At 59.9% G+C, this 25,063-nt stretch carries 24 protein-coding genes and 1 tRNA gene; 9 read left to right on the top strand and 16 right to left on the bottom strand.

All coding sequences use genetic code 11. The features are described from left to right. Nucleotides 1-186 precede the first annotated feature (186 nt). A complete protein-coding gene (gene trhA / locus ACR0P8_RS04760) occupies nucleotides 187-1,074 on the top strand; it encodes a PAQR family membrane homeostasis protein TrhA (protein WP_432624036.1) in 888 nt (295 codons plus the stop codon). Nucleotides 1,075-1,162: 88 nt separating this feature from the next. Here the strand turns inward: trhA and ACR0P8_RS04755 are convergent, their stop codons facing one another. The 13 genes from ACR0P8_RS04755 to ACR0P8_RS04695 form a co-directional block, all read right to left on the bottom strand. Continuing rightward, nucleotides 1,163-1,642, bottom strand: coding sequence for a GreA/GreB family elongation factor (locus ACR0P8_RS04755; RefSeq protein ID WP_026645796.1), 480 nt, complete (start codon nucleotides 1,640-1,642; stop codon nucleotides 1,163-1,165). A 38-nt stretch (nucleotides 1,643-1,680) separates the two neighbouring features. Next, entirely contained in the window at nucleotides 1,681-2,088 is a 408-nt protein-coding gene (locus tag ACR0P8_RS04750) for an FKBP-type peptidyl-prolyl cis-trans isomerase (RefSeq protein ID WP_432624035.1), read from the bottom strand. A 52-nt stretch (nucleotides 2,089-2,140) separates the two neighbouring features. Beyond that, on the bottom strand, nucleotides 2,141-3,595 hold the full coding sequence (locus tag ACR0P8_RS04745) for an L-serine ammonia-lyase (RefSeq protein ID WP_432624034.1): 1,455 nt from the start codon (nucleotides 3,593-3,595) through the stop codon (nucleotides 2,141-2,143). 30 nt (nucleotides 3,596-3,625) lie between these two features. Beyond that, nucleotides 3,626-4,201: a cadmium transporter gene (locus ACR0P8_RS04740; protein WP_432624033.1), complete on the bottom strand. Its 576-nt coding sequence runs from the start codon at nucleotides 4,199-4,201 to the stop codon at nucleotides 3,626-3,628. Nucleotides 4,202-4,318: 117 nt separating this feature from the next. Then, a tRNA-Leu gene (locus ACR0P8_RS04735) sits at nucleotides 4,319-4,398 on the bottom strand. Between the two features lie 43 nt (nucleotides 4,399-4,441). Beyond that, nucleotides 4,442-5,437: a Ppx/GppA family phosphatase gene (locus ACR0P8_RS04730; protein ID WP_432624041.1), complete on the bottom strand. Its 996-nt coding sequence runs from the start codon at nucleotides 5,435-5,437 to the stop codon at nucleotides 4,442-4,444. Nucleotides 5,438-5,453: 16 nt separating this feature from the next. Next, a complete protein-coding gene (locus ACR0P8_RS04725; RefSeq protein WP_432624040.1) occupies nucleotides 5,454-6,020 on the bottom strand; it encodes a DUF501 domain-containing protein in 567 nt (188 codons plus the stop codon). An 8-nt stretch (nucleotides 6,021-6,028) separates the two neighbouring features. After that, nucleotides 6,029-6,574 (bottom strand): FtsB family cell division protein, encoded by a 546-nt coding sequence (locus ACR0P8_RS04720; RefSeq protein WP_432624032.1) that lies wholly within the window; start codon nucleotides 6,572-6,574, stop codon nucleotides 6,029-6,031. Nucleotides 6,575-6,656: 82 nt separating this feature from the next. Then, entirely contained in the window at nucleotides 6,657-7,955 is a 1,299-nt protein-coding gene (gene eno, locus ACR0P8_RS04715) for a phosphopyruvate hydratase (protein WP_026645789.1), read from the bottom strand. Nucleotides 7,956-8,077: 122 nt separating this feature from the next. Continuing rightward, nucleotides 8,078-11,638: a transcription-repair coupling factor gene (gene mfd, locus ACR0P8_RS04710; protein ID WP_432624031.1), complete on the bottom strand. Its 3,561-nt coding sequence runs from the start codon at nucleotides 11,636-11,638 to the stop codon at nucleotides 8,078-8,080. Continuing rightward, nucleotides 11,628-12,227, bottom strand: coding sequence for an aminoacyl-tRNA hydrolase (pth, locus tag ACR0P8_RS04705; protein ID WP_432624030.1), 600 nt, complete (start codon nucleotides 12,225-12,227; stop codon nucleotides 11,628-11,630). Before pth ends, mfd begins: the two co-directional genes overlap by 11 nt. 106 nt (nucleotides 12,228-12,333) lie before the next feature. Next, nucleotides 12,334-12,846: a GNAT family N-acetyltransferase gene (locus tag ACR0P8_RS04700; RefSeq protein WP_432624029.1), complete on the bottom strand. Its 513-nt coding sequence runs from the start codon at nucleotides 12,844-12,846 to the stop codon at nucleotides 12,334-12,336. 97 nt (nucleotides 12,847-12,943) lie between these two features. Then, on the bottom strand, nucleotides 12,944-16,189 hold the full coding sequence (locus ACR0P8_RS04695) for a UPF0182 family membrane protein (RefSeq protein WP_432624028.1): 3,246 nt from the start codon (nucleotides 16,187-16,189) through the stop codon (nucleotides 12,944-12,946). Nucleotides 16,190-16,407: 218 nt separating this feature from the next. On the opposite strand from ACR0P8_RS04695, the gene ACR0P8_RS04690 reads away from it, so the two are divergent. After that, nucleotides 16,408-17,574 carry a glycoside hydrolase family 3 N-terminal domain-containing protein gene (locus ACR0P8_RS04690; RefSeq protein WP_432624027.1) on the top strand — a complete coding sequence of 389 codons (1,167 nt, stop codon included), beginning with the start codon at nucleotides 16,408-16,410 and terminating at the stop codon, nucleotides 17,572-17,574. A gap of 99 nt (nucleotides 17,575-17,673) precedes the next feature. Here the strand turns inward: ACR0P8_RS04690 and ACR0P8_RS04685 are convergent, their stop codons facing one another. Further along, a complete protein-coding gene (locus ACR0P8_RS04685) occupies nucleotides 17,674-18,009 on the bottom strand; it encodes a branched-chain amino acid transporter permease (protein WP_432624039.1) in 336 nt (111 codons plus the stop codon). Then, a complete protein-coding gene (locus tag ACR0P8_RS04680) occupies nucleotides 18,009-18,749 on the bottom strand; it encodes an AzlC family ABC transporter permease (protein ID WP_432624038.1) in 741 nt (246 codons plus the stop codon). Before ACR0P8_RS04680 ends, ACR0P8_RS04685 begins: the two co-directional genes overlap by 1 nt. A gap of 237 nt (nucleotides 18,750-18,986) precedes the next feature. Between ACR0P8_RS04680 and ACR0P8_RS04675 the strand changes: the two genes are divergently transcribed. From ACR0P8_RS04675 to ACR0P8_RS04660, 4 genes are all read left to right on the top strand, one after another. Beyond that, entirely contained in the window at nucleotides 18,987-19,502 is a 516-nt protein-coding gene (locus tag ACR0P8_RS04675; RefSeq protein ID WP_432624026.1) for an NAD(P)H-dependent oxidoreductase, read from the top strand. Nucleotides 19,503-19,642: 140 nt separating this feature from the next. Then, complete coding sequence (locus ACR0P8_RS04670; protein WP_432624025.1) at nucleotides 19,643-20,554, top strand: DUF3737 family protein; 912 nt, start codon at nucleotides 19,643-19,645, stop codon at nucleotides 20,552-20,554. Nucleotides 20,555-20,785: 231 nt separating this feature from the next. Continuing rightward, complete coding sequence (locus ACR0P8_RS04665) at nucleotides 20,786-21,370, top strand: DapH/DapD/GlmU-related protein (RefSeq protein WP_432624024.1); 585 nt, start codon at nucleotides 20,786-20,788, stop codon at nucleotides 21,368-21,370. Nucleotides 21,371-21,480: 110 nt separating this feature from the next. Beyond that, nucleotides 21,481-22,665: a MalY/PatB family protein gene (locus ACR0P8_RS04660; RefSeq protein ID WP_432624037.1), complete on the top strand. Its 1,185-nt coding sequence runs from the start codon at nucleotides 21,481-21,483 to the stop codon at nucleotides 22,663-22,665. Here ACR0P8_RS04660 and ACR0P8_RS04655 read toward each other — a convergent pair whose 3' ends face one another. Then, nucleotides 22,666-23,589 carry a LysR family transcriptional regulator gene (locus tag ACR0P8_RS04655; RefSeq protein WP_432624023.1) on the bottom strand — a complete coding sequence of 308 codons (924 nt, stop codon included), beginning with the start codon at nucleotides 23,587-23,589 and terminating at the stop codon, nucleotides 22,666-22,668. Between the two features lie 98 nt (nucleotides 23,590-23,687). Between ACR0P8_RS04655 and ACR0P8_RS04650 the strand changes: the two genes are divergently transcribed. The 3 genes from ACR0P8_RS04650 to ACR0P8_RS04640 all read left to right on the top strand — a co-directional run. Next, nucleotides 23,688-24,491: an SDR family oxidoreductase gene (locus ACR0P8_RS04650; protein ID WP_432624022.1), complete on the top strand. Its 804-nt coding sequence runs from the start codon at nucleotides 23,688-23,690 to the stop codon at nucleotides 24,489-24,491. Between the two features lie 20 nt (nucleotides 24,492-24,511). After that, nucleotides 24,512-24,673, top strand: a complete 162-nt coding sequence (locus tag ACR0P8_RS04645; protein ID WP_432624021.1) for a hypothetical protein — start codon at nucleotides 24,512-24,514, stop codon at nucleotides 24,671-24,673. A gap of 1 nt (nucleotide 24,674) precedes the next feature. Beyond that, nucleotides 24,675-25,063: flavodoxin (locus ACR0P8_RS04640; protein ID WP_432624020.1), on the top strand; the 389-nt coding region annotated here is incomplete at its 3' end.

The following is a 25,063-nucleotide window of genomic DNA, read 5'->3' as shown; positions in this document are numbered from 1 at the left end:
TCATCATCGCCTAGATCCGGTCGGGTCATCAGGATATGTGAGAAATCAGCCATGCACTCCATCATACGCACCAAACGGAAGGTTCGCACGCCATACAACCACGTACAATATGAAATCGCCGATTGACATATCCGGCTATTACGATAACGTAGGTTACGGTTCCGTAACTTATCGTGGAGGCATGCGATGGCAAAACCCACAGACACAGAAATAGAGGCCAAGCGCGCGGTCATCACCGAGGCTCGAGAACAGGCCTTGCAGGCGAAGGCAGAGACCATCCGGGTGAAAGCCCACAACAAGGCCGACAACATCCGGCGCAAAGCGGATGCGAAAGCCAAGCGCGTCATAGCCAAGGGCGAAGCGCATGCGGCGAAGATCGAAGGCATCGCCCCCGCCGAAATCGAACGCAAGATCAGACTTGACGTGCATGGCAGGCCGAAACCGCTTCTACGCGGCTGGATCCACGCCGTCGCCACGCCTCTGGCCCTCGCCGCTGGAATCGTGCTGATCTGTCTGGCCCATGGCACGGGACTCAAATGGGCGTGCGCCGTGTTCATGACCTGCTCGCTGGTGCTGTTCGGCAACTCCGCCTGTTATCACTTGGGAGACTGGTCGCCTCGCGTCACCGACGTGCTGAGACGCATCGACCATATGAACATCTTCCTGCTGATCGCAGGCACCTATACGCCCGTGTCCTTCGCGCTCACGCCGTTCTGGCGCAACTCCATCATCGCCGGCATGTGGACGTGCACCACCATAGCGCTCATCATCCACGTCATCTGGATCAGCGCGCCCCGTTGGCTTTACGTCCTCGTCTACATCATTTTCGGCGTGTCCGGAGTGGCGTTCATGGGATTGTTCTGGATGTCCCCTTATGCGGGACCGGCCGTGGTGGTGCTGCTCTGCGCGGGTGGCGCGTGCTATATCGCCGGTGCCATCGTATATGCCTTGCGCAAGCCGGATCCGTGGCCGAAGGTGTTCGGGTTCCATGAGATTTTCCACACCGGGACCGTGGCAGGTTACGCCTGTCATATGGTGGCCATCTACATGGTGATCGTGCAACTGTGGGCATGATATCGACGATGGTCCGTCGAATCGGAAGAGCCCGTTCCCATCGCGTTCATATCGATGGGAACGGGCTCTTCTATCAGCGGATGGAAAGTCAGGCGAGTGGCTTGGCTTCCTTGATGGTCACGGAAATCTCGCGTCCGTTCGGAGCGGTGTAGGTCACCGTGTCGCCCGCATGGGCGCCGTTGATGGCCGCGCCGATCGGGGATTCCGGGCTGATGATGCTGTAATCCGTGGCAATGGCCAGATCGCGGGTACCGAGCACATACACCATTTCGCGGCCATTGACCTCAAGCGTCACCAAGGAACCGTCACCGACCTCACCCGCCTTGGGCGCGGTCAGGATCTTCGCGTTACGCAGCTTGACGGTCAATTCGTCAATGCGTCCCTGGTTCACACGTTGCGCCTCGCGAGCGGCCTGATAACCACCGTTCTCGCTCAGGTCGCCCTCGGCACGCGCCGCAGAGACCTTGGATAGAATCTCGTCGCGGTACTCGCCTTCACGCCAAGCGAGTTCCTGCTTCATCTTGTCGTACGCTTCCTGCGTCAGCAGAATCGTCTTTTCTTCGGCCATGTTATCCTCCTTGACCTTGGAAGAATATTACCCGTCGTTCAGCGGGTGGAGATGATGTCGATCACGAACACCAAGGTGTCTTCGCCACCGATGCCGGCCTGCGGGACTCCACGGGAACCGTAACCGTATTCCGGCGGGATGGACACCACCAGTCGCGAACCGACATTGTGTCCGGGGACAGTCTGGTCCCAGCCTTTGATGACCTGGCCGACGCCGATACCGAACGTGGCAGGCTGGTGACGGTCAAAGCTGGAGTCGAACGGGGTGTCCTTGCCCCAGACCACACCATGGTAGTTGACGGTGACGGTATCCCCACGACGGACCATCGGGCCATTGCCCTCAAGCAGCTCCACGACCTTCAGCCCCGCAGGAGCGTTTTCAGTCGGGAATTCGAGGGTCGGACGATCGCCGAATTCGGCATTGACAATGGGCATTTCGGATGCCATGGTGAACCTCCTTGGAAAAACACAATGCCACCAAGATTAGCACCACCCACCGCTAGCATTCAACAACGTTGACCGCAAGACCTCCCTTTGACGTCTCCTTGTATTTGGCCATCATGTCCTCGCCGGTGTCCTTCATGGTTTTGATGGCTTGGTCGAGACTCACGATATGCGTGCCGTCGCCCAGCATGGCCATACGCACCGCATTGATGGCGGTGTTGGCGGCCATGGCATTGCGTTCGATGCATGGAATCTGCACCAGACCGCCGACCGGATCGCAAGTCAGGCCTAGATTGTGCTCGATGCCGATCTCCGCGGCGTTCTCCACCTGATGCGGAGTGCCGCCCATCACCGCGCACAGTCCCGCAGCCGCCATGGAACAGGCCGTACCGACCTCGCCCTGGCATCCGACCTCTGCACCAGAAATCGATGCGTTGCGCTTGAACAGATATCCGACCGCTCCCGCCGTCAACAGGAACGTCACCACACCATCCTCACTCGCATGATCCACAAAATGCCAGTAGTAATGGAGGACCGCAGGAATGACTCCCGCGGCGCCATTGGTCGGCGCGGTGACGATACGCCCGCCGGCCGCGTTCTCCTCCGATACCGCCAAGGCGAACAAATCGACCCATGCGGCATCCGACGATTCAAGCACCGCGTCCGCACGTTTCCTGTCGCTTTTAAGCACATCACTATTGGATGCAAGCCGGGCATACATTCTGGGCGCTCTACGTGGCACGTCCAAACCGCCGGGAAGCACCTTCCTGTTCGAACAGCAACCGTGCCGCACGCAACGGCGCATCACGCGCCAGACGTTGTCCAGCTCGCTGCGCACCTGCACGGCCGAGCGCATGGACGTCTCATTCGCCCACACCACATCGGCGATGCTCATATGATGTTCATCGCACAGCGAAATCAGCTCATCGCATGTGGAGAACGGATACGGCACATCCGTTTCGGTCAAGGAATCGTCGTTCCGGTCGACGAACGCCGTTCCTTCAGGCGGTTTCTCATGAATGCCAATCATCGGATCATCGGCGGATCCCCGTCTGACGAAACCGCCGCCAATCGAATACCAGACCTGCTCGTCGACGAGATTGTTCTGCCGATCGAATGCCTGGAACCGCATGCCATTGGGATGGGCCGCCATACGATGCCATGCGTCCATCACCACATCACGATCGTGATCGAAGGCGATACGACGGGTTCCGTCGAGCATCAATTCACCATTCTTCTCGCATTCGTCGCGGATGACGCTCATATGCTCGGTATCAACGGTTTTCGGGACATTACCTTCCAGTCCCGCCAGCACGGCACGATCGGTGCCATGCCCCAGACCCGTCAGGGCGAGCGAGCCGTACAGCACCGTTCTCACACGATCAACCCGGTCCAACACGCCATTTCGTTTGAGGGAGTCCGCGAAGCCGCTTGCCGCGACCATCGGCCCGACGGTATGCGACGAACTCGGCCCGACGCCGATGGTGAACATCTCCAAAATGCTGAACATATTCCCCTTCTCCGAAAATGCACCACTTGGTTATGCGGCGTAAAGCACGCTGAACATGCGGATCATGATGAGCAGCCCCACAACGGCTACGATGACTTCCGCGATGAGCATGGCAATCGCCATTCCCTTGCGATTGCCGAGTTTGGCATCAAACAGTTTCGAGAAGAAGAAGGCGATGAACCCCAATGCGGCTCCGTTGAGCGTGATCGCACCGACCTGGCCATTGGAAAGCACGCTCTCCCCCACTTTGGTGAGCACCGAATTGATGGTGGCCGTGAATACCAGAAGACTCCATACGCCATAACCGATCAGTCCGGTCACCGCATAGCCGAACGGGCGGAACTTCTCCTTGAGTTTGAAGGTGAAGGATTCGGCACACCACAGGACGGCGAATCCCACGACAAAGCTGAACGCCACAGCCAGGAACACGGCTTCCAGAGCCCATGGAACAAGCGCCAGCGAATGGTCCATCAGCGTGAAGTACAGCGGCGAGCACACGATCTCGCCGACGGCAAGCACTCCGGCGACGATAATCGCCTGTGCGAGCATCAAAGGGATTTCGGTATCTGGCTGTTCAATCACGGGCCTGGTGTCGTTCGAAGTCATGCGCTATCCGTTCCAGTCGGTTCGTATAAATTGTCGATGCCCGACAGTGTACCCATGGATTGTTTCAGGAACGCTATGCCGGGCGCATAATCCGCGCATAAACGTCAATTGCGAAAGTGCCTCCAGCGGGACTCGAACCCGCAATCCGAAGAGGTCGATTTTAAGTCGACTGCGTATACCAATTTCGCCATGGAGGCTTCACGCCGACCAAAAAGGCCGACGCCAAGCTATTATGCCACGTCAGCGCGCGGCAAGCAATCTTCTGCCGTAATCCAGCACAATGCCGTCCAGCAAGCCGTGTTCGCTGGCCATGAAGGAATTGATGCGCTGCCCGTGATCCGCATATGCGGCATCGGACACCTTGGCGAGCACGCGGTTCCACACCAGCGCACCGCCACCCACCACGTCAACACGTCCAGGATGGATGGTCTTGTAGGTCAGACGCTCCTCGCGGGGCATGCGCAGGAATCGGTCATCAACGGCATAGGCGTCCTCCAGCGTGCAACGCGCACCGTCCACGGCGGTATGGTCGTACTCCGTCAACCCCATGGCTAGCGCGGTCATGGTCGTGACCGTGCCGGACACGCCGATGATGGTGCGAGCCTTGCCCGCGGGCACAGTTTCGAACGCCTCGTCGATATGCGCGTCGATGTCAGCGATGGCTTCAGAAATCTGCGCTTCAGTGGGCGGATCGTTTTTCAGATGTCGTTCGGTCATACGTACCGATCCGATGTTCATGGAGAACGCCGCCTCGACCTGTGTGCTCGGACGAGCGACGCCGTCGCCGCCGAGGACCAGTTCCGTGGAGCCGCCTCCCAAATCGACCACCAGATACGGTGCCTCGACCTCACGATGAACGATGCTGGTGGCGCCCAGAAAACTCAGGTCGGCTTCCTCGGTGCCTGGGATGACTTCGGGACGCACACCCAGAATCTTCTCGATGTTGTCCTCGAACTCCTCACGGTTCTCGGCATCACGGGTGGCCGATGTGGCCACGAAACGGATGCCGTCCACCGGATGCGAGGCGAGCACGTCGGCGAACTCACGGGCCGCCTCATAGGCGCGTTCCAACGCCTCATCGGCGAAACGGTGCGTCTTGTCCACATCCTGACCAAGACGAACCACACGAAGGATGCGCGGAACGATGTCCTCCACACCGTTCTCATCCACCCGAGACACCTTCAGACGAATCGAATTCGTGCCGCAATCAATACCGGCAACGGTTACCGACTTCACCATTGTTTCCAACCTCTCACTCTTCATTGTCCACGGCGCAACGGCATACCGTCGGATCGAATTCATGCTTGATGACGGCCAATGCCATGTCTCCGATCGGATTGGCGCCCTCACCCATCACCAGCGTCTGCGCCAGCAGCGCATGGAGACACTTGACACGCACCGGCATGCCACCTGCGCTGGTGCCTTCGATATGCGTCTCGCTGTCCTTCATAGCCGACGCTATCTCATGACGGAACGCCAGATAAAGCTCGTGCGCACGCTCATATCCGGAACGCAGATCCGCATCCTCGGCGAGCCTATCATTGTATTCCTTCATTCTGCCTTCGGCCTCGATATGGGAAATCGCTTTCACCGCCTCGGGACTGGTCAGATAACATGTCGTCGGGAACGGAACTCCACCCGGAAGCAATGGCCGGGTGATCACGGCCAAAGGACGGCCGCATACGCAACGCGCCCCGACGGCGACCATGCCTCGGGGATAACGCCCAAGCTGACGTTCCACCACCGCTATGTCCTGTTCGGTGGCTGGGTGGGCGAGTACCTTGGCCGCCAGCGCTTTGGCCTGTTCGATAACCGTCATATCCTGTGTCACTGTTGTTGGTCTCCTGACTGCCGCCCAGTGTCGGCCTGTTGCCGGTCGCTTTGAGCGTCCTGCTGGTTCTTCTTTTCGGCGTCTTGCGTGGACTTTGCCGTCTTACCGGTTTTCGCCGGATCCGACTGGTCCGCCTGCTTGAAGGAATACTCAAGTTCCTTATACCATGGTAGGACCGTCTTCGTCGATTCCTCGTACGATGTCCCCTTGTTCGATTCCTTCTTGCCGGTCACTGCCTCGGGATGCTCGACACGAATCGCCTGTTCACCAGGAAAGACAAAGCCCAGACGGTCTCTTGCCTGCGCAGTGACGTACGCCTTGTCGTTCCATCTGGCGATGTCGTTCTCCAATTCGTGCTTTTGGGCGATCAACGCGGCTTCCTGCTTCTTCAAGCCGTTCAGTTCGGCCAGATTCAACGCATAGGTATGGAACGTCGATGCCAGTTGTATGGTGCCCAACGCCACGATGAACAACGACACGAAGAACGCGACTGGACCGGCGCCACCCTTTTTCGATGATTGCTTTCGTGCCTTTGAACTCATAGCAATGAAAATACCCGCCGCATTCGACTTGGAACACGACGGGTATTCTTATGTCAACGCATGCACGATGCGTTGCCTACGCTCACTTGGCGATGTACTTCTTGCAGGCCTTGAAAGCGCTGTAGCCGGCGTACTGAGCGGTGGAGCCGAGCTCCTCCTCAATCTCGAGCAGGCGGTTGTACTTGGCGATGCGCTCGCCACGAGCCGGAGCACCGGTCTTGATCTGGCGAGTGTTCTTGGCGACGGCCAGATCGGAGATGGTGGTGTCCGGGGTCTCGCCGGAACGATGGGAAACCATGGAGGTGTAGCCATTGGCGGTGGCCAGTTCGATGGCGTCCAGAGTCTCGGTGACGGTGCCGATCTGGTTCAGCTTGACCAGCAGGGAGTTGGCGGCACCCATGTCGATGGCCTTCTGCAGACGCTTCGGGTTGGTGACCAGGAGGTCGTCGCCGACGAACTGCAGACGATCACCGAGCTTGGCGGTGATGTCGGCCCAGTCCTGCCAGCCTTCTTCCTGGAACGGATCCTCGATGGAGACGATCGGGTACTCGTTGATCAGGTTCTCGTAGAAGTCGAGCATGTAGCCGGCCTCACGGTCGTCACCCTCGAAGTGGTACTTGCCGGTCTCCTTGTTGTAGAACTCGGAGGAGGCGACATCCAGGGAGATGCCGATCTGCTTGCCCGGCTCGTAGCCTGCGGCGGAGATGGCGTCCATGATGTAGTTCAGGGAGTCCTTGTTGGACTTCATCTTCGGAGCGAAGCCGCCCTCGTCGCCCAGACCGGTGGCCAGGCCTTCCTTCTTCAGGACGTTCTTCAGGGTGTGATAGACCTCGACGCCGGCCTGCAGAGCCTCGCTGTAGGTGTTGAAGCCGTACGGGGAGATCATGTACTCCTGGATGTCGGTGGCGAAGTCCGCATGAGCGCCACCGTTCATGATGTTCATGTTCGGAACCGGCAGGATGTGACCGTTGGTGCCGCCGATGTAACGGTACAGCGGCTGATCCGCGGATTCGGCGGAAGCGTACAGAGCGGCCAGGGACACGCCGAGGATGGCGTTGGCGCCCAGACGACCCTTATTCGGAGTGCCGTCGAGCTCGATCATGGTCTCATCGAGAGCGCGCTGATCGGAAGCGTCCATGCCGATGACCTTCGGAGCGATCTCCTCGTTCACGGCCTTGACGGCATTGAGAACGCCCTTGCCCTGATAGACGGACTTGTCGCCATCGCGACGCTCCCAAGCTTCGGCTTCGCCGGTGGAAGCACCGGACGGAACGAGGCCCAGGCCCTGAGCGCCGTCATCGGTGTCCAGAACGACCTCAACGGTCGGGTTGCCGCGGGAATCGAGAATCTGACGCGCGTAAACGCTTTCAATTACTGCCACAACTACTCCTTATAAACGTTAGGTTGTGATGACATTGCCAAGAATAGTGCGATTTATGGACGTATGGCAAACTCCGCCGACATGTTTTATGTGAGCGCTCACATCATCATCGGAATGCAACATCAACGACGCGGTGTCGGCTTCCAGTCCAAATCATCGAGCAACTGACTGGTCCACCCGACCACTTCATCCGAACTCATCGGCTTGGAGCCGAGCGAACCAGCGAACGGAGCCGGCACGATGTACGTTTTGGTCAAAGGCCGGTACTGGATACCCTTGTAGATTCTGGCCATGCGCATCTGTACGGATTCACGCGGCTCGAATTTCGACACGCGTACGTTGCGTCCCTGCGCGATGATCTCGGAGATGCCGAGTTTCCTCGCCTTGAAACGCAGCCTCGCCACGTCGAACAACGCCTCGAAATCGACCGGCGGTTTACCGTAACGGTCGGTGAGCTCATCGCGCAATTCGTCGAGATCCTCTTCGGTGCGGGCGGAAGCGAGTTTCTGATAGGCCTCCAATCGCAATTTGTCCGAATCGATATATTCGACGGGAATGGACGCCTCCACAGGCAGGTCGATGGTGACCGCGACCGGCTCCTTGCGTTCCGGCTCCTTATACTGTTCGACCGCCTCGGAGACCATACGCACGTACAGGTCGAACCCGACGCCCTCGATGTGGCCGCTCTGCTCATCGCCCAGCAGATTGCCGGTGCCGCGCAGCTCGAGATCCTTCATGGCCACGTCGAAGCCCGACCCCAGTGCGGTGTTCTGCGCGATGGTGGCAAGTCTGTCATGCGACTGCTGGGTCATGGGCCTGGTCGGATCGTACAGGAAATACGCGTACGCACGCTCTCGCCCACGTCCGACACGGCCGCGCAACTGGTGCAATTGGCTCAAGCCGAACCGGTCGGCGTGATCGACAATCAACGTGTTCGCATTGGAGATATCAAGACCGGTCTCAATGATGGTGGTGCAGACCAGCACGTCGATGTCACGGTGCCAGAAGTCGCGAATCACGCCATCAAGCTGCTTCTCCCCCATCTTGCCATGCGCGATGCCGACATGCGATTCGGGCACCAGCTCATGGATCTTCGCAGCGACGGAGGAGATGTCATGGACCCGATTGTGCACGTAGAACACCTGACCGCCGCGCAGCAGCTCGCGTCGGATGGCCGCGGTGACCTGCGCGTCCTCATAGGCGCCCACATAGGTGAGCACCGGCAAACGGTCCTCCGGCGGCGTGGCCAACGTGGACATCTCCCGGATGCCGGTGACGGCCATTTCCAACGTGCGAGGGATAGGCGTGGCCGACAGGCTCAGCACGTCCACATTGGTCCGTAGCGCCTTGAGTGTCTCCTTGTGCTCGACGCCGAAACGCTGCTCCTCGTCGATGATGACAAGTCCCAGATCCTTGAACTTGATTTTCGGATTGAGCAGCTTGTGTGTGCCGATGACCACGTCCACGGAACCGTCCTCGAGACCTTTGATGGTGTCGTTGATCTCCTTGGTGGTCTGGAAACGGCTCATGGCCGCCACGTTCACCGGGAAGCCCTCATAGCGTTCGGTGAAGGTCTCGAAATGCTGCTGCACCAGCAAGGTGGTCGGCACCAGCACGGCCACCTGCTTGGAATCCTGCACCGCCTTGAACGCGGCGCGCACCGCGATCTCGGTTTTGCCGAAGCCCACATCGCCGCAGATCAGGCGATCCATCGGAATGGGCTTCTCCATATCCGACTTGACCTCGTCGATGGTGGTGAGCTGATCGGCGGTCTCCTGGTACGGGAAGGCGTCCTCCAGCTCCTTCTGCCATGGTGTGTCCTTGCTGAAGGCGTAACCTCTTGTGCGTTGACGCGCCGAGTAGAGTTTGACCAGGTCCTCGGCGATCTCATGCACGTGCTTGCGCGCCTTGGCCTTGGTGGCGGCCCAGTCGGAGCCGCCCAATTTGTTGAGTTTCGGCGCCTCGGCACCGATGTATTTGCTGACCTGGTCGAGCTGGTCGGTGGGAATGAACAGTTTGTCGGCTGGCGCGCCACGCTTGCTGGGCGCGTATTCGATGACCAGATATTCGCGGGTGGTCCTGTTCTCACCTTTGCCGATGGTACGTTGACGCATCTCCACGAAACGGCCGATGCCATGCTGCTCATGCACGACGTAATCGCCGGTTTTGAGCTCCATCAGATCGATGGCCTTGCGACGGCGTTTAGGGGTCTTCGCCTGGCCGGCGGCGGACGTACGTCCCGTGATGTCGCGTTCGGTGAGCAAGGCGATTTTCGCGGCGTTGTCCACGAAACCGTCGACGGCACGCGATCGGACGCAATCGAAATTCGCGATGCCTGTTTCGTTGATGGCACGCTTCAGCCGCGCCAGCGTTCCTTGCGCGGCTGCCGTGACGGTCACCGCGTAACCGGCGTCGAGCAGGCCTTCGATGCCGGTCGCCGCTTTGGTCTCATCGCCACGGTATTCGTCCGGCTTGGTCGCATCGAGCTGGATATGTCCCTCCCGGGTGCCATCCACGCCGAAGCTGGTGAGTTTCCACACGTCATGCCTAGAGAAGATAAGCGAGGAAATCGTCTCCTCGAAATCGTAGAAGTTCGCCTGATCGAAGGTGATCGGGGCGCCGGCACCATGCCCGGAAGCGGCGACATGCCAGCTGGCAGCGAGGAATTCATTGGCTGTTTTAGCCAAGTCATCGGCTGCGCGACGAAGCTTTTCCGGATCGGACAGCATGATCAGCGCGTTCTTGGGAAGCATGCCCTGCACCGGTTCCATGTCATCCACCAAGGCGGGCAGCAACGACTCCATGCCTTCGACGGGGATGGCGTTGGCTATGGATTCAAGCATGTCCTCCGCATTGGGAATGGAGCCGACAAGCGATCTCGCACGTTGACGGATTTGTTCCGTCAGCTGCAGTTCCCGGCAGGGAGTCGCCCATACGGTGGCAATGGCCTCGCCGTAGGTGCGTTGGTCGGACGCATGGAATTCCCTGATGGTGTCGATCTCGTCGCCGAAGTACTCGATACGCACCGGATGCGGCAGCGTGGGAGGGAAAACGTCGATGATGCCGCCACGGACGGCGAATTCACCACGGTCCATCACAAGGTCGACGCGAGTGTATGCGTTCTCAACCAATTTGCGGGAGGCCTCGTCGAGCGGCAGCTCCTCGCCTTGAGAAAACACCAGTGGCTCAACGTCGCCGAGGCCCGCGACCACCGGTTGGATCAAGGAACGTACCGGCATGACCAGAATGCGGATGGGTCCGAACAGTCCGCTCCCCTCCTCGGGATGCCGCAGCCTGCGGAAAACCGCCATGCGGCTCGCCACGGTATCCGCGCGCGGGGAGAGACGCTCGTGGGGAAGGGTCTCCCACGCTTCGAGTTGCGCCACATCATTCGGGTCGCCGCCATACCAGGAACGGATAGATTCCACGGTTTCCTCGGCTTCGCGGCTGGATGCCACGACAAGCACGACAGGCCGATTCCCGGCCGCTCCGGCGGCAAGCGCCGGGCGCAGCCCCTCCGGCGCACCGACGGTGATGCTCGGATCGATATCGGATTCCGGTTCGTCGACCTCGCCTGCGATCAACGCACGGAAATCGTCATCGGTTTCCAGCACATCGAGAATGCCCGCAAGCGATCCCACGGTCGGCGGCTGAGTCTGCCGTCCCGTCTGTTCAGCGGCCATTGAAACGCTCCTGGGCCTTGGCAAGACCGTCGAAGATGATGGTCTCGGCCGCATCGGCACCATCCGCTAGGAATTCGGGAAGCCGCTTACGCTGGTCCGGTCCGAAACCACCCAGCACCCAATTCACGGTGTTGTCGTGCGCATGCGCGCCACGCTGCGCGTGTCCGACGCCCATGCGCACGCGCGCGTATTTCGGCGTGCCAAGCGAACGGTCGATGGATTTGATGCCGTTGTGTCCGCCTGCCGAGCCGCCGGCCTTGACTTTGATGCGGCCGAAATCGAGATCCATGTCATCATGAATCACCACGATATGGTCCGGTTCGATATGGTAGTACGCGCTGATGGAGGCGATGGCGCTACCGGATTCATTCATGTAGGTGAGCGGTTTGGCCAGGAAGAACTTGACATTGCGTCCGGACAGGCTCATCACGCCCTTGCCGAGCATGGCAAGACCCTTATGGTCGGAGAAGTTGACCGACCAACGTTCCGCCAGCACGTCGGCGGTCATGAACCCCATATTGTGGCGGGTGCCTTCGTATTTGGAACCCGGATTACCCAATCCTGCGATCAACCAGAAATCAGATGCCATCGAAATCGTCCATTCCTCTGTTCGTGTTCTATGCGTTTGTCCCGCATTCTCGCATGGCGCTCAATGCCTTCGCCTTGATAACCGCGAAAATTCTACTGACAGGTGTTTACAGGTCGAGATACCAATAGCTCATGTCCCGCATGGTGCCCGTGGAATCCGTGGCCGCCTGGGGCATAAGTCCGAATTGCGTGAAGCCGAAATGTCTCATCAACGCGATGGAGCCTTTGTTGTCCGCGAAGATGATGCCGCAGGCCTTGCGCATGTGACGGCTTCGGCATTCGTCGAGCAGTCTGGACAGCGTGAAGACACCCGCTCCCCTGCCCTGCCATTCAGGCGCGATGTAGTAGGCGAGGTCGGTGACGCCATCGTAGCCGGCGCGATCATAGAACACGGAGAGCGCGGAAAATCCAATGACCTCCTCACCGCCATTCGGCGTTGGCACGGTGGTGACGAACACCGCATATGGATCATGGTGCGATTCGACCCATGCCTTGCGCTGTTCGAAGGTGCGTGGCGTGGTGTCCGCGGAAGATCCTCCGTGGATGACGGCGGCGTTGTAGATGTCGGTGATCGCCTGGATGTCGGTCTGCGTCGCGATGCGGAAAGAGTATTCGGCCATGCGCTCCAGCATACCCGTCCGCGAACGACAAGGGGCCGGCTTCCCTGTTTTCCAAGGGAAACCGGCCCTGTCTTGCCGCCATATGCCGAACGGAAGATCACCGTTCGAGTTCTATGGCCTTGTCCAATGCCTCCTGAAGCTTCTTCTGCGCTTCGCCATAGGCAGACCAGTCGCCCTTCCTCATGGCCGCGTCGGAATCCTTCATGGCCTGCGATGCGTCGCTGAGGGCGTTCTTCAGGTCGGCGCTCATAGTGGAGGACGAGCCGCCGGCATCGCCGGCCGTATCGTCACCCGTGCCGGAAGAGGCATTCTGTTTGCCGTCGGCCGTCTGGCTACCGGAAGAATCGTTCTTCCCGTCGCCCAACTTATTTGCGGAATCCCCGGCATTCTCGGCATCACCGGCCGATGCTCCGGAATCGCCCCCGAACACCTGGTCCAACGCCTCATCCAACGTGTCGGCGAAACCGACCTGGTCACCGAAGGCCACCAGCACCTTCTTGAGCAGCGGGAAGCTGGTGGAACCGGACGATTTGACGTAGACCGGCTGCACGTAGACCAGTCCGCCGCCGAGAGGCAGGGTGAGCAGATTGCCGCGCTGCACGTTGGTGGAACCGGATTCGAGCAGGTTGAGTTCCTTGGACACGTCGGCGGACGCATTGAAGTTGTTCTGCGCCTGTCCCGGGCCCGGCACATTGGAGTCCTTCGGCAGTTCCTGCAATCGTATGGTGCCGTAGTTCGAGCCGATCTTTCCTTTGTCGTGTCCCGCATCGGAATCGACCGACAGGAATCCGGTCAGGATCTCCCTGGTGGACGTACCCGCGGGGATGTACGACGACGTCAGCGAGAACACGGGTTCGCTTGAGCCTCCGGTCTGCAATGTCAGGTAATACGGCGGTTGCAGGATGTCCCGCTGCTGGGCCTGCTGCGATTCGGTCGGATCGACCGGCGTCTGCCAGAAGTCCTCGCCGGAGAAGAACTGATTGGCGCTGGAAACATGGTACTTGGCCAGCAGCTCACGCTGCACCTTGAACAGGCTTTCCGGATAACGCATGTGGCTCATCAGATCGCCGGAGATCTCCGACAGCTGGTGGTACTGACCGGGGAAGATCTTCTCCCAGGCCTTGATGACCGGATCGGACTGGTCCCATACGTACAGGTCGACGGAACCGTCGTAAGCGTCCACGGTGGCCTTCACGGAATTGCGGATGTAGTTGGCGTTCTTCGAGTTCAGGCTGCTCACCGTAGCGGAGGATTCCGTCGTGGAATCCTTGGTGGCCTCGCCCAGATCGGTCATCTGCGAATACGGATAGGCGTCCGACGTAGTGTAACCGTCGACGATCCACTTGACACGGCCGTCCACCACCGCCGGATACACGCGGCCGTCAAGCGTCAGATACGGCGCCACCTTGGCCACACGCTCCTTGGGGGAACGGTCGTAAAGGATCTGCGACTCGGAATTCACGCGATTGGAGAACAGGATCTGGTCGGAACCGAAACGAATGGCGTACAGCAACCGCGAGAAGATGTTGCCGATCTTCGGTCCGCCGTCTCCATCGAAGGTGTTGGTGGCTCCCTCCGAACCGGTCGGATAATCGAACTCCCATGATTTGGTGCCTTCCGGGGCGCCGACGATCGAATACTCCGTGGCGTTCGGGGAGAAGTAGATGCGCGGTTCGTACTTCTCACTGTCCGTGAGCTTGCCTTGAGTGGGGATGCCGGCTTCGAAGAACTTCGGCTGGCCATCGGCGGTCACTTTGTTGCCGTAGGCCGCCACCACTCCATAGCCATGCGTGTATACGGTATGGTCGTTGACCCAGTTGCGGTTGTCAAGACCGTCCAAATCGAGCTCGCGGGCGGCGATCACCGTATCCTGGCTGACACCGTCGATGTCATACTTGTCGACCGCGACGGTGTCCGCGAACGTGTAATACTGCTTCGACTGCTGCAACTGCTTGAACGTCGGGGAGACGATCTGCGGATCGAGCAGACGGATCTGCGCGGTCGATTCGGCGGAATCGGCCAACGCACCTTCCTCGCCTTCGGTGGTGGCCTTGTATTGTTCGGTTTTCACCTTGTCCAGACCATACGCCGCACGGGTGGCGTCTATATTGCGCTGGATGTAGGAGGATTCCATCTCCTGCGCGTTCGGATTGACGCGGAACCGCTGAAGCAGAACGGGCCAGGCCACGGTAAGCACCAGGCTCACCACGATGGCGGAGGCGATGGCCACGGTCGGCACCTTCCACGCCTTGAGCGCCTCGGAGGCCCGGGCTGCGATAGGGGCGGAACCTTCCAGCGCATGCGATTTCATGATCCACACGCCCAGCACGACGCCAAGCAGCGCGGTAATGGCGGCCATGATGAATGTGACGGGAATGGTTGCGTTCACCGTTGTGTAGGTGGCGCCGGTGATGCGGCTTCCCTGTTCGGTCAGATGGGAGAACACTCCCAGCACTTGGTTGGCGGCCCACGCGAACATGTTGAGCATCAGCCAGATGCCGATCTGACGACGCGCGCGCTTCGTGATGTGGAACAGGCCGCGGCCGTTCACCGGCATGGTGAAGCGGATGCCGCCCATCAGTACGTGGGTGACGACGGAGAAGATGATGCCCGCGAGCAGCAGCAGCGAGACCGCCGACATGATGAGTTTCAGGCCGGGAAGCACGAACACGTAGAAACCGTTGTCGATGCCGAACTGCGGATCCTTGGTGCCGAAGCTCTGCGCGTTGAACATGAGCAGGATCTCGGACCAGTTGGCGTTGAACTGGGAGCCGAACACCAATCCGACGAGCAGGGAGATGACCACGGCGATGCGGCGCGCGTGCTTGGAGCTCACGCTTTTGCCGATTTCGATGGTGTCGCCGTTCACTCGGATGGTGGAGCCATCGGCCGCGTCGGGACGGGCGCGGATCGCCAGCGTGGCGGAAACGTATCCGACCGCGGCGAGCAGCACCGCGTAGGCCAGCCACAGACCGACCCTGGTGCCAAGCTGCGTCCAGATGACGCTTTGGAAGCCGAGCTGGCCGTACCACATGACGTCGGTGATGAATTGAGCGAGCGCGAAGAACAGTCCGATGACGATGGCGAGCGTCAGAACCACGCCGATGAGGATCCTGCTGCCATTCGACGATTTCCTAGGACGGTCCGGCCTGCTGGCGATGCTGGGACCTGAAGGTCTTTTCGGAGGAACGTTCGCCGACCGCCGGGGTCCGTCCCCGCCATCCGTCTCGACGTTCAGGATTATCGGATCGTCGTTGTCGGGTCTGCGGGAACGCTGTCCACCGGCACGGTCCGAACCGCCCTCGGGATCGAACATGGGACCAAACATATCAAAGAAAGACATGCTAACAGCCTAGCGATAGGCGGGGAACGACATTATGCCGGCAGCCGAACGAATCAATCCGTAGGCTGAATCCTTCATTTTCCGGATTTTCCAAGCAGGGACGCGGACGCGACACTCTGCACCGTGCCAGCACCATCGGCAATCGTGTATGCGATAATGGCCGCGTGAAGAAGAGGCCTTGCATTTCTTTCAGACGTTTCGTGGCGATTTGGTGTGTCATGGCGCTTCCGTTGGCGTTGTCGGCTTGTTCCGGCGATGCCGGTTCAGATTCCTCCATCTCCATGCCCGACACGGAAATCATGCATGGCTCTCTTGAAAAATCCGCGGTTCCGTCCGTTGCGGATGATTCGCCGCACGGCAAGGCGGTGCGCGCCGTCGAAGCCATGGATATCGATGAGCGGATAGGTCAGCTGGTCATGGTGCCGTTGCCAGCAGGATCCGACCCATCCATGTTGCGTGATCTCATCGTAGACCGGCATGTCGGCTCGGTATTGATCATCGGCAATTGGGATTCCGGCACAACCGGGGTTTCAGCCGCGACGTCCGAATTGCAATCATATGCCCCTTCCAATAATCGGCTGCTGATGACGACCGACCAGGAGGGCGGTTCGGTGCAGCATCTGAGGGGAAGCGGTTTCGATACCATGCCGTCAGCCACCTATCAGGGAACGATGGACACCGCCCAGCTGCGGCAATCAGCCGCGACCTGGGGCGCGCAGCTCAAAACCGCGGGCATCAATGTGGATTTGGCGCCGGTAGTCGGCACGGTGACTGTGGATCGTTCATCGAACGCCCCGATCGGCGCGCTGTACCGCGATTTCGGCCTTGACGCGGCCGGCAATGCGGAGCATGCGAAGGCATTCATCCAGGGACTATCCGATTCGGGGGTAGGCAGCGCCATCAAGCACTATCCGGGCTTGGGCTCGGTGACCGGCAACACCGACTTCACCTCCAATGGCATTCTTGACACCACCACGACATTGGATGGTCCGGAAATCAACGCGTTCAACACCACGCTCGACGTGAATCCGTCGATGGTGATGATGTCCTTGGCGACCTATCAGCGGATTGATCCGGACAATCCGGCCGTATTCTCCCGTTCACTGATCACCGACTATCTGCGCGGCACCATTGGTTTTCAGGGCGTCATCACCTCCGATTCCATGTCCGCGGCCGCATTAAACGGCATCCAACCAAGCGATTTGGGCGTACGCCTGGTTGAGGCCGGCGGCGATCTGGCTTGTATTGGAGCCTTCTCATACGTGCAGCCGGTGCTTGACGGGCTCAAGGCCAAGTCGTCCGCCGATCCTTCATTCGCGCAACAGGTGACGCGGTCGGCGGAACGTGTCATGACGCTGAAATACAGCTTGGGGATCGCGCAATGACCACGACGGCCGTCGTTGACGGATCTCCAATCGAAAAGACATCACGAGAAGGCGCCGTTCCACAATCATCAATCGGATGAGCACCGAATCAGACAGGCATCAGACGAACACCAGTTGCACCAGCAGCATGTATGCCGCGGTGCCGCCTGCGATCGACAGCAGCATATTCTTCTTCCATAGATGCAGCAGGATGATGACCACGATCGCTATCGCTTCGGGAGCGCCATGGTTTCCGGTCAACGGATGCACGCCCTTCAGCGAATAGACGACGAGCAGTCCCGTCATGGCATACGGCAACACGGTGCCAAGATAGGTGATGAAACGCGGAGGTTCCTTCGATTCGGGGAACAGCACGAACGGCAGGAACCGCGTCAGCACGGTGCCTAGCATGGCCATGAGTATCGTGACTACGCCCTGCCAAATGGTCATGGTCATCATGCGCGAGCCTCCTTGTCCATGGATTCATCCTCTTTGCCCGTTTCGCCGTCTGCGTTCCGGATGGTGTTCTGGATGTTCAGGTCGTCCAGGTAAGGACGCAGCACGAGGAATACGACAAGCATGACGACCAACGAGGGAATCATGAAATCGTCGGGACCGAACAGGCTCAGGCAGATGGCGGGCACCGCGATTCCGGTCAACGCGGCCATATGGCTTTTATGCTTCGTCGCCATCCATTGATCCACGAAAATGACCACGAACATGGCGGTCATGACGAAATCAAGCCCGGAAGTGCCGAAAGTGATCCGTCCTCCGAGAATGCCTCCGAACGTGGCTCCGGCCACCCAGGAGGCTTGGTTGAGCAGACCGACGAAGAAATAGAACCATCCGCGGTCAACGGTGTCGGGAATCTTCGTTCCATTGTCGATGGCGAAGGTCTCGTCACATAACGAGAAGATGAGATATGGCTTTTTCAATCCCATGTTCTTGAATCGGCCAAGCATCGAAATGCCATAAAACAGATGCCGGATGCCGATCATGACGGCCAGCATGAAGGCTGCGAGCGGATTGAACGCGGAGACGAGCAGGTCGACCGTGACGAATTCCATGGATCCGGTGAAGATGAACGCGCTCATGCACATGGGCCATAGGAATGAGAACCCGCGCGTTCCCATCAGCACGCCGTAGGACAACGCCAAGAAGAAGAAACTTATACAGACCGGCAGCGTTCTGGGCAATGCGGTCGTGAACGCCCCCGCAATGGCCGTCTTCCTTTCCTGCGCACCTGATGCCAAACTCCCACTCCTCTCTTGAAACTCCTATGGAACAAACCCGTTGAACACGGCCATCATACTATCGTCATCCCCGTCAAACGCCCCTGATGGTATCGACGACGGTTATGACGGATTACGCCCAAAGCATGAACGGAACGATTATCATTCTTCATACCGAAAGCCATCGAAGAAGGAGCATGGATGAAAACACTGGTTCTGGTATTCCACCCGCATTTGGAGAAATCGCGGGTCAACCGCAAACTCATGGACGTCGCCAACGAAACCGGTGATGTGACGGTGGTCGACGAATACGCCTCGTACCCGGATTTCAGGATCAATGTCGAGCATGAGCAGGAGCTGCTTGAGACGCATGATCGTATCGTGCTGCAGTTCCCGTTCTACTGGTTCAGCTCCCCTGCGCTGCTCAAGCAGTGGGAAGATGAGGTGCTGAAGTCCGGTTGGGCGTATGCCGGCGGCCGCGCGTTGGAGGGCAAGGAGTTCATGCTGGCGGTGTCCACCGGTTCCCCGGCCGACACGTATACGCATGAGGGCAGCCATCTGCACACCATGGAGGAATTGCTGCTCCCGTTCGAGGAGACGGTGCGCTATATACATGCCACGTATCTCAAACCGTTCCTCATCCAGGGCGTCGCCACTGCCACCGACGAGCAGATCGATGCCGCCGTGGCCAAATATCCGGCGGCGCTGACCGCCTGATCGATTGGCCGCCCGTTTCGGACGTGGCAGGTATTGACGTCGAGGAGACAAGACAGCGGGGAACCGCGTTCGCCAGTAACGAACGTGACTCCCCGTTTGACTTCGAGCACTTGAAGTTCCTATCTTGTGCAACGGAGCATATGAAGGAGCACATGTTGAACAGCACCCAAGACACCACTGATACCCCTGATACCGATGGCATGGTCGAGGTCCGCCAAGCCTTCCTCACCGGCGAGCGCGCGGAATTCTTCGCTCGGAACCGTCGGTATGTCGATACCATTTTCGACGATGGCGAGTCGCCGTTGAAGCATGCGCGCGACATCGAACTGGTGGAGAGCTCATTCAAGTGGAAGTATCCGCTGTGGTATTGCAGCAATGTGAGGGCGAGGAACTGCACGTGGTTCGAGATGGGGCGTGCGGGCGTATGGTATACGGATCATATCACGGTGGAGGATTCGACGATCGAGGCGCCGAAGAACTTCCGTCGTGCCCATGATGTGACGCTGCGCAACGTGGATTTCCCGAATGCCGAGGAGACGTTGTGGTCCTGCCGCGACGTGACGTTGGACAATGTGAGCGCGCATGGCGATTATCTGGCGATGAACTGTGAGAACGTGAAGGCCGACAATCTGCGTCTGGTGGGCAATTATCCGTTCGACGGGGCGCATGACGTGGAGATCTCGAATTCGCGGCTGATCTCGAAGGATTGCTCCTGGAACTGCGAGAACGTGACGGTGCGCGACTCGTTCATTTCGGGCGAGTATCTGGCGTGGAATTCGCGGAACGTGACGTTCGAGAACTGTACGATCGAAAGCCTGCAGGGCCTGTGCTACGTGGATAATCTGGTGTTGCGCAACTGCCGGCTAATCAATACGACGTTGGCGTTCGAGTATTCCACGGTGGATGCGGACATTCACGGCACGATCGACAGCGTGCTCAATCCGAGCGCTGGTACGATCCGCGCCGATGCGATCGGCGAGCTGACGCTCGACCCGGGAAAAATCGATCCAAGCAAGGTCAAGGTCATCCTCGCCGGCGACAACGCCGACTGAGCGAGGTAAAAAGCCAACCGAACGAAGCAAAGCCAGCCACCATTTTCGTGGCCGGCTTTGCCATATCCTCCGCCCCGCCGGTCTTGTATAAACTATATACAAAAAAAGTATTGATAATTGACAGTATGCGTAATACGCATGATAAAACAATCATTACGCGCATTAGCTTTGCCGGTTTCATGGCTTCATAATGGTCACGACATCGATCGTTATGAAGACAAGGAGCATACCGTGAAGTACCGCGAGGGCTATGTGTACGAGTTGATGGACCAGGGTGGTCCGACCGACAACCGCGAACCGTATTTCAGGGAGGCGGTCGATGAGATGACGCGTTCGCGTACGTTGTGCGCGAGGGCGAACCAGGTCCTGCCGGACGACCCGTCCTATGTGGGCTATCTTGAGGAGCTGTTCGCGAGGAAGCTCGACGACGTGCGTATCCTGACGCCGTTCACCTGCGATTTCGGCAACCGCGTGACCTTCGGGCGCAACGTGTTCATCAACCATTCGGCCATCCTGTCCGCCTCGGGCGGCATCGAGTTCGGCGACGGCGTGCAGGTCGCGCCGGGCGTGCGCATCGCCACCATCAACCATGATTTCAATGCCCGTCATTCCATCTACACCTACGGCAAGGTGACCATCAAGAAAAACGCGTGGATCGGCATGAACGTGACGATCTGCCCGGGCGTGACCATCGGCGAGTACGCCGTGATCGGCGCCGGCGCGGTGGTGACTCGCGACATCCCCGATTATGCGGTGGCCGTCGGCTCGCCGGCGAGGGTCATCAAGACACTCGATCCGAACGAGCAGACGGAGTAGCCCCGTTTCGTCGGGACCCGGCCCCGCCGGTCGGCGCATGGATGGCGGGCGCCGCCGGGCGGGGCCGGCGTATTTGACTTCGCCTGCACGGGATTCCTATGTTTGGACACATGACCTACGATTTCGATACCCCGATCGACCGTTCCGGCACGTACTCGCTCAAGTGGGAAGAGGCCGGCGGCGCGCTGCCCATGTGGGTGGCGGACATGGATTTCCAGACCGCGCCCGAGATTCGCGAGGCGCTGCGCCGCCGTGTCGAACACGGCGTATTCGGCTATTCGATCGTGCCGCCCGAATGGAGCCGGGCCTATGCGGACTGGTGGGACCGGCGGCATAATCTCGCCATCGACCCGGAATGGCTGGTGTTCTGCACCGGCGTGGTGCCGGCGATCTCCAGCATGGTCCGCAAGCTCACCACGCCGAACGAGAACGTGCTCATCCAGACGCCGGTCTACAACATCTTCTTCAATTCGATCCTCAACAACGGCTGCCGGGTGCTCGAATCCCCGCTCGCCTATGACGGCAAGGGGCATTACGCGATCGACTGGGCGAACCTGGAGGCGAAGCTCGCCGACCCGCAGACCACGCTGATGATCCTATGCAACCCGCACAATCCAATCGGCCGCATCTGGGATCGCGAAACCCTGGCACGCATCGGCGAACTGTGCTGGGAGCATCATGTGACGGTAATCAGCGACGAGATCCACTGCGATCTGACCGATCCGGGCTTCGGCTACGTGCCGTTCGCCTCCGCGGGCGAGCATTGCGCGATGAACTCGGTGACCTGCATGGCGCCGACCAAGGCGTTCAACATCGCGGGTCTCAACTCGGCGGCGGTGATGATCCCGAACCCCGTGCTGCGCCACAAGGTGTGGCGCGCCCTGAACACCGACGAGGTGGCCGAGCCGAACGCGTTTGCCATGGACGCCACACTGGCCGCGTTCAACGAGGGCGGCCCCTGGCTGGATGAGCTGCGTGCCTATCTGGCTGGCAACAAGGCCGCCGCGCGCGCGATGTTCGACGAATACAACGCCTCCGTGCCCGCGGACCGTCGCATCATCATGATCGAGGGACATGCCACCTACCTGCTGTGGGTCGACTGCTCGTCCATCACGCACGACACCGACGCGTTGTGCGACCATCTCAAGAGCGAGCACAAGGTGATGCTCTCCGAAGGCTCCGAATACGGGGGTGACGGGCATGATTTCGTGCGCATCAACGTGGCATGCCCGCGCTCGCGCATGGTCGAAGGGCTGACGCGTTTCCTTGCGGGATTGCGCGACTACCGAGCCTGATCAGACCGGGACGTCTCCCCCCACCACTTCGTGCACGCAGTCGAGGAACGCCCGCGCGGCCGGGGTGAGCGGCTGGCTTTTCTTCCACGCCATACTCAGCGAGGCCCGCAACGTCGGTTCGAGCGGGCGGAACGTCAGACCGCTGCCTTCGCCGGTGTCGACCAGACCTTCGAGCGACAGCGCGCAGCTGTAACCGGCGCGCACGAACCGGCTGGCGTTGTAGGTCAGGTTCATGGTGCCGACGATGTCGAACGGCCGCAGGCTCCCGCTGTACCAGCCGGACAGGTCGCGTCGGGCGAGTGCCCCCTTGGGTACGATCAGTGGCAATCCCTGCAGGTCGGCCGGTTTCACGCCGCTTCGCGCGGCGAGCGGATGGTCGGGGCGCATGATCAGTCCCATGCGGTCGCCGCCGGGCAGGGGCAGGTGATCGTAGCGGCTCATGTCGGCCGGCTGCACCAGCACGCCGAAGTCCGCGAGCCCGTTGTTGAGTCGTTCCATGATGTTCTCCCCGTAATCGTCGTGCAATTGGATGCGCACGCCGGGGTGCAGCTCGCGCACGTGCACCGCGGCCTTGGCCAGCACGTCCATCACGGCGGTCTGGGCGGCCGCCACGTGCACGTCGCCCTCGACCTGTTCGCCCGAGGCGATCTCCGACCTGGTACGGTCCGCAAGCTCCACGATCTCGCATGCGCGACGGTACAGCAATTGCCCTTCATGCGTCAGTTCCAAGGCACGTCCGCGGTTGCCGCGCACGAACAGGGTCGCACCCATCTCCCCCTCAAGGTCCTTGATCTGGCGGGACAGGGCCGGCTGGCTGATGCGCAGCACCTCGGCGGCCGCGGTGACGCCCTCCTCCTGCACCACCGCGATGAAATGACGCAACACCTTGATCTCCACGTGTTTTCCACTTTCCAGTACATGCATTTTACGTATTCCATGCTATCGCATATCCGTATTTGTTATCTTTTTTCTTCGGTTCTAGGCTGGCATCGAAACTACGGGAACGATGACGGGGGGCGAACATGACAAGACCGACACGGGTGCTGTTCATCGGTTCGACCGGCAGCATCGGCCACCTGGCCGTGTGCGAGGCCGTCGAACGCGGCTACCATGCCCGGGCATTGGTGCGTGACGCGGGCCGGGCGTGCTTCGATCCGCGCGTGGAGGTCGTACAAGGCGATTTGACCAGCGTGGAGTCGTTGCGCGGCGCCCTCGCCGGCATCGACAGCGTGGTGTTTACCATGGGCGCGCATGACGGGCCGAGCATGATCGAGAAGGTCGACTACGGTGCGGTGCGCAATACGCTGATCGCGTTGGAGGGACGCAGGGTGCGCATCGCGCTCATGACGGCCATCGGCGTGACCTGCATGGATTCGCGCTACAACCTCGCCTCGCAGGCCCACGATTGGAAGCGCCGTTCGGAGCGGCTCGTACGCGCCAGCGGCAACGAGTACACCATCGTGCGCCCCGGCTGGTTCGACTACAACGATCCCGACCAGCAACGGCTCGTCTTTCTGCAGGGCGACACGCACCGGTACGCCGACCCGCGCGACGGCGTGGTCTCGCGCCGCCAGATAGCGCAGGTATTGGTCGCATCACTCGGCTGCGAATCCGCGAACCGCAAAACCTTGGAGCTGGTGTCGCGGCACGGTCCCGCCCAAGACTCCCTCAATCCGCTGTTCGCCGCGCTCGAAGCCGACCCGTCCGGTTCACTCGACGGCGCGCATGACGAGGAGAACTTCCCATTATCCATCCAACCGAAACGCGTCATCGAGGATCTCAGAACCGTCACTTCGTTCGCGTCAGCCGACGATCGATCCGAGTGATCCGATATCCAAGGAGAAGAATGCGCATCCGAAAAATCGCAGCCGCCTGCATCTACACCGCCATGCTCGCCTCGGCGGCTGCGGGAGCACGACAGGCAAGCAGCCGGCTTGGACGATACGACCCGATCCCACGATTCCGATACTTCGAGGACAACAAACACACCAGACAGGAAAGGCAATGACATGGCAGTAGTGGTGTATTTCTCCCGCGCCGGAGAGAACTACGGCGTGGGCACGGTGAAGACCGGCAATACGGCGAAACTGGCCGGGGCGATCGCGCAGGCGGCCGGTGCGCCGATCGCCGAGATCGTGCGCGATGAGGCGTACCCGGCAGTCTACGACGAGACCACCGTCGAGGCACAACAGGAGCAACGGACAAACGCCCGCCCGCGCATCACCCTCAAGGGCGACATCGACGCGCTCGACAAGGCGACCACCATCTATCTCGGCTACCCGATGTGGTGGGGTGACGCGCCGATGCCCGTCTACACCTTCCTGGAAGGCCGCGATTGGAACGGCAAGACCATCTACCCGTTCTGCACGCATGAGGGCAGCGGCCTCGGCGGCACGCC

It is taken from the genome of Bifidobacterium sp. (assembly GCF_050874245.1).
GTDB lineage: Bacteria > Actinomycetota > Actinomycetes > Actinomycetales > Bifidobacteriaceae > Bifidobacterium.
This window is presented reverse-complemented; position numbering and strand designations above follow the sequence as displayed.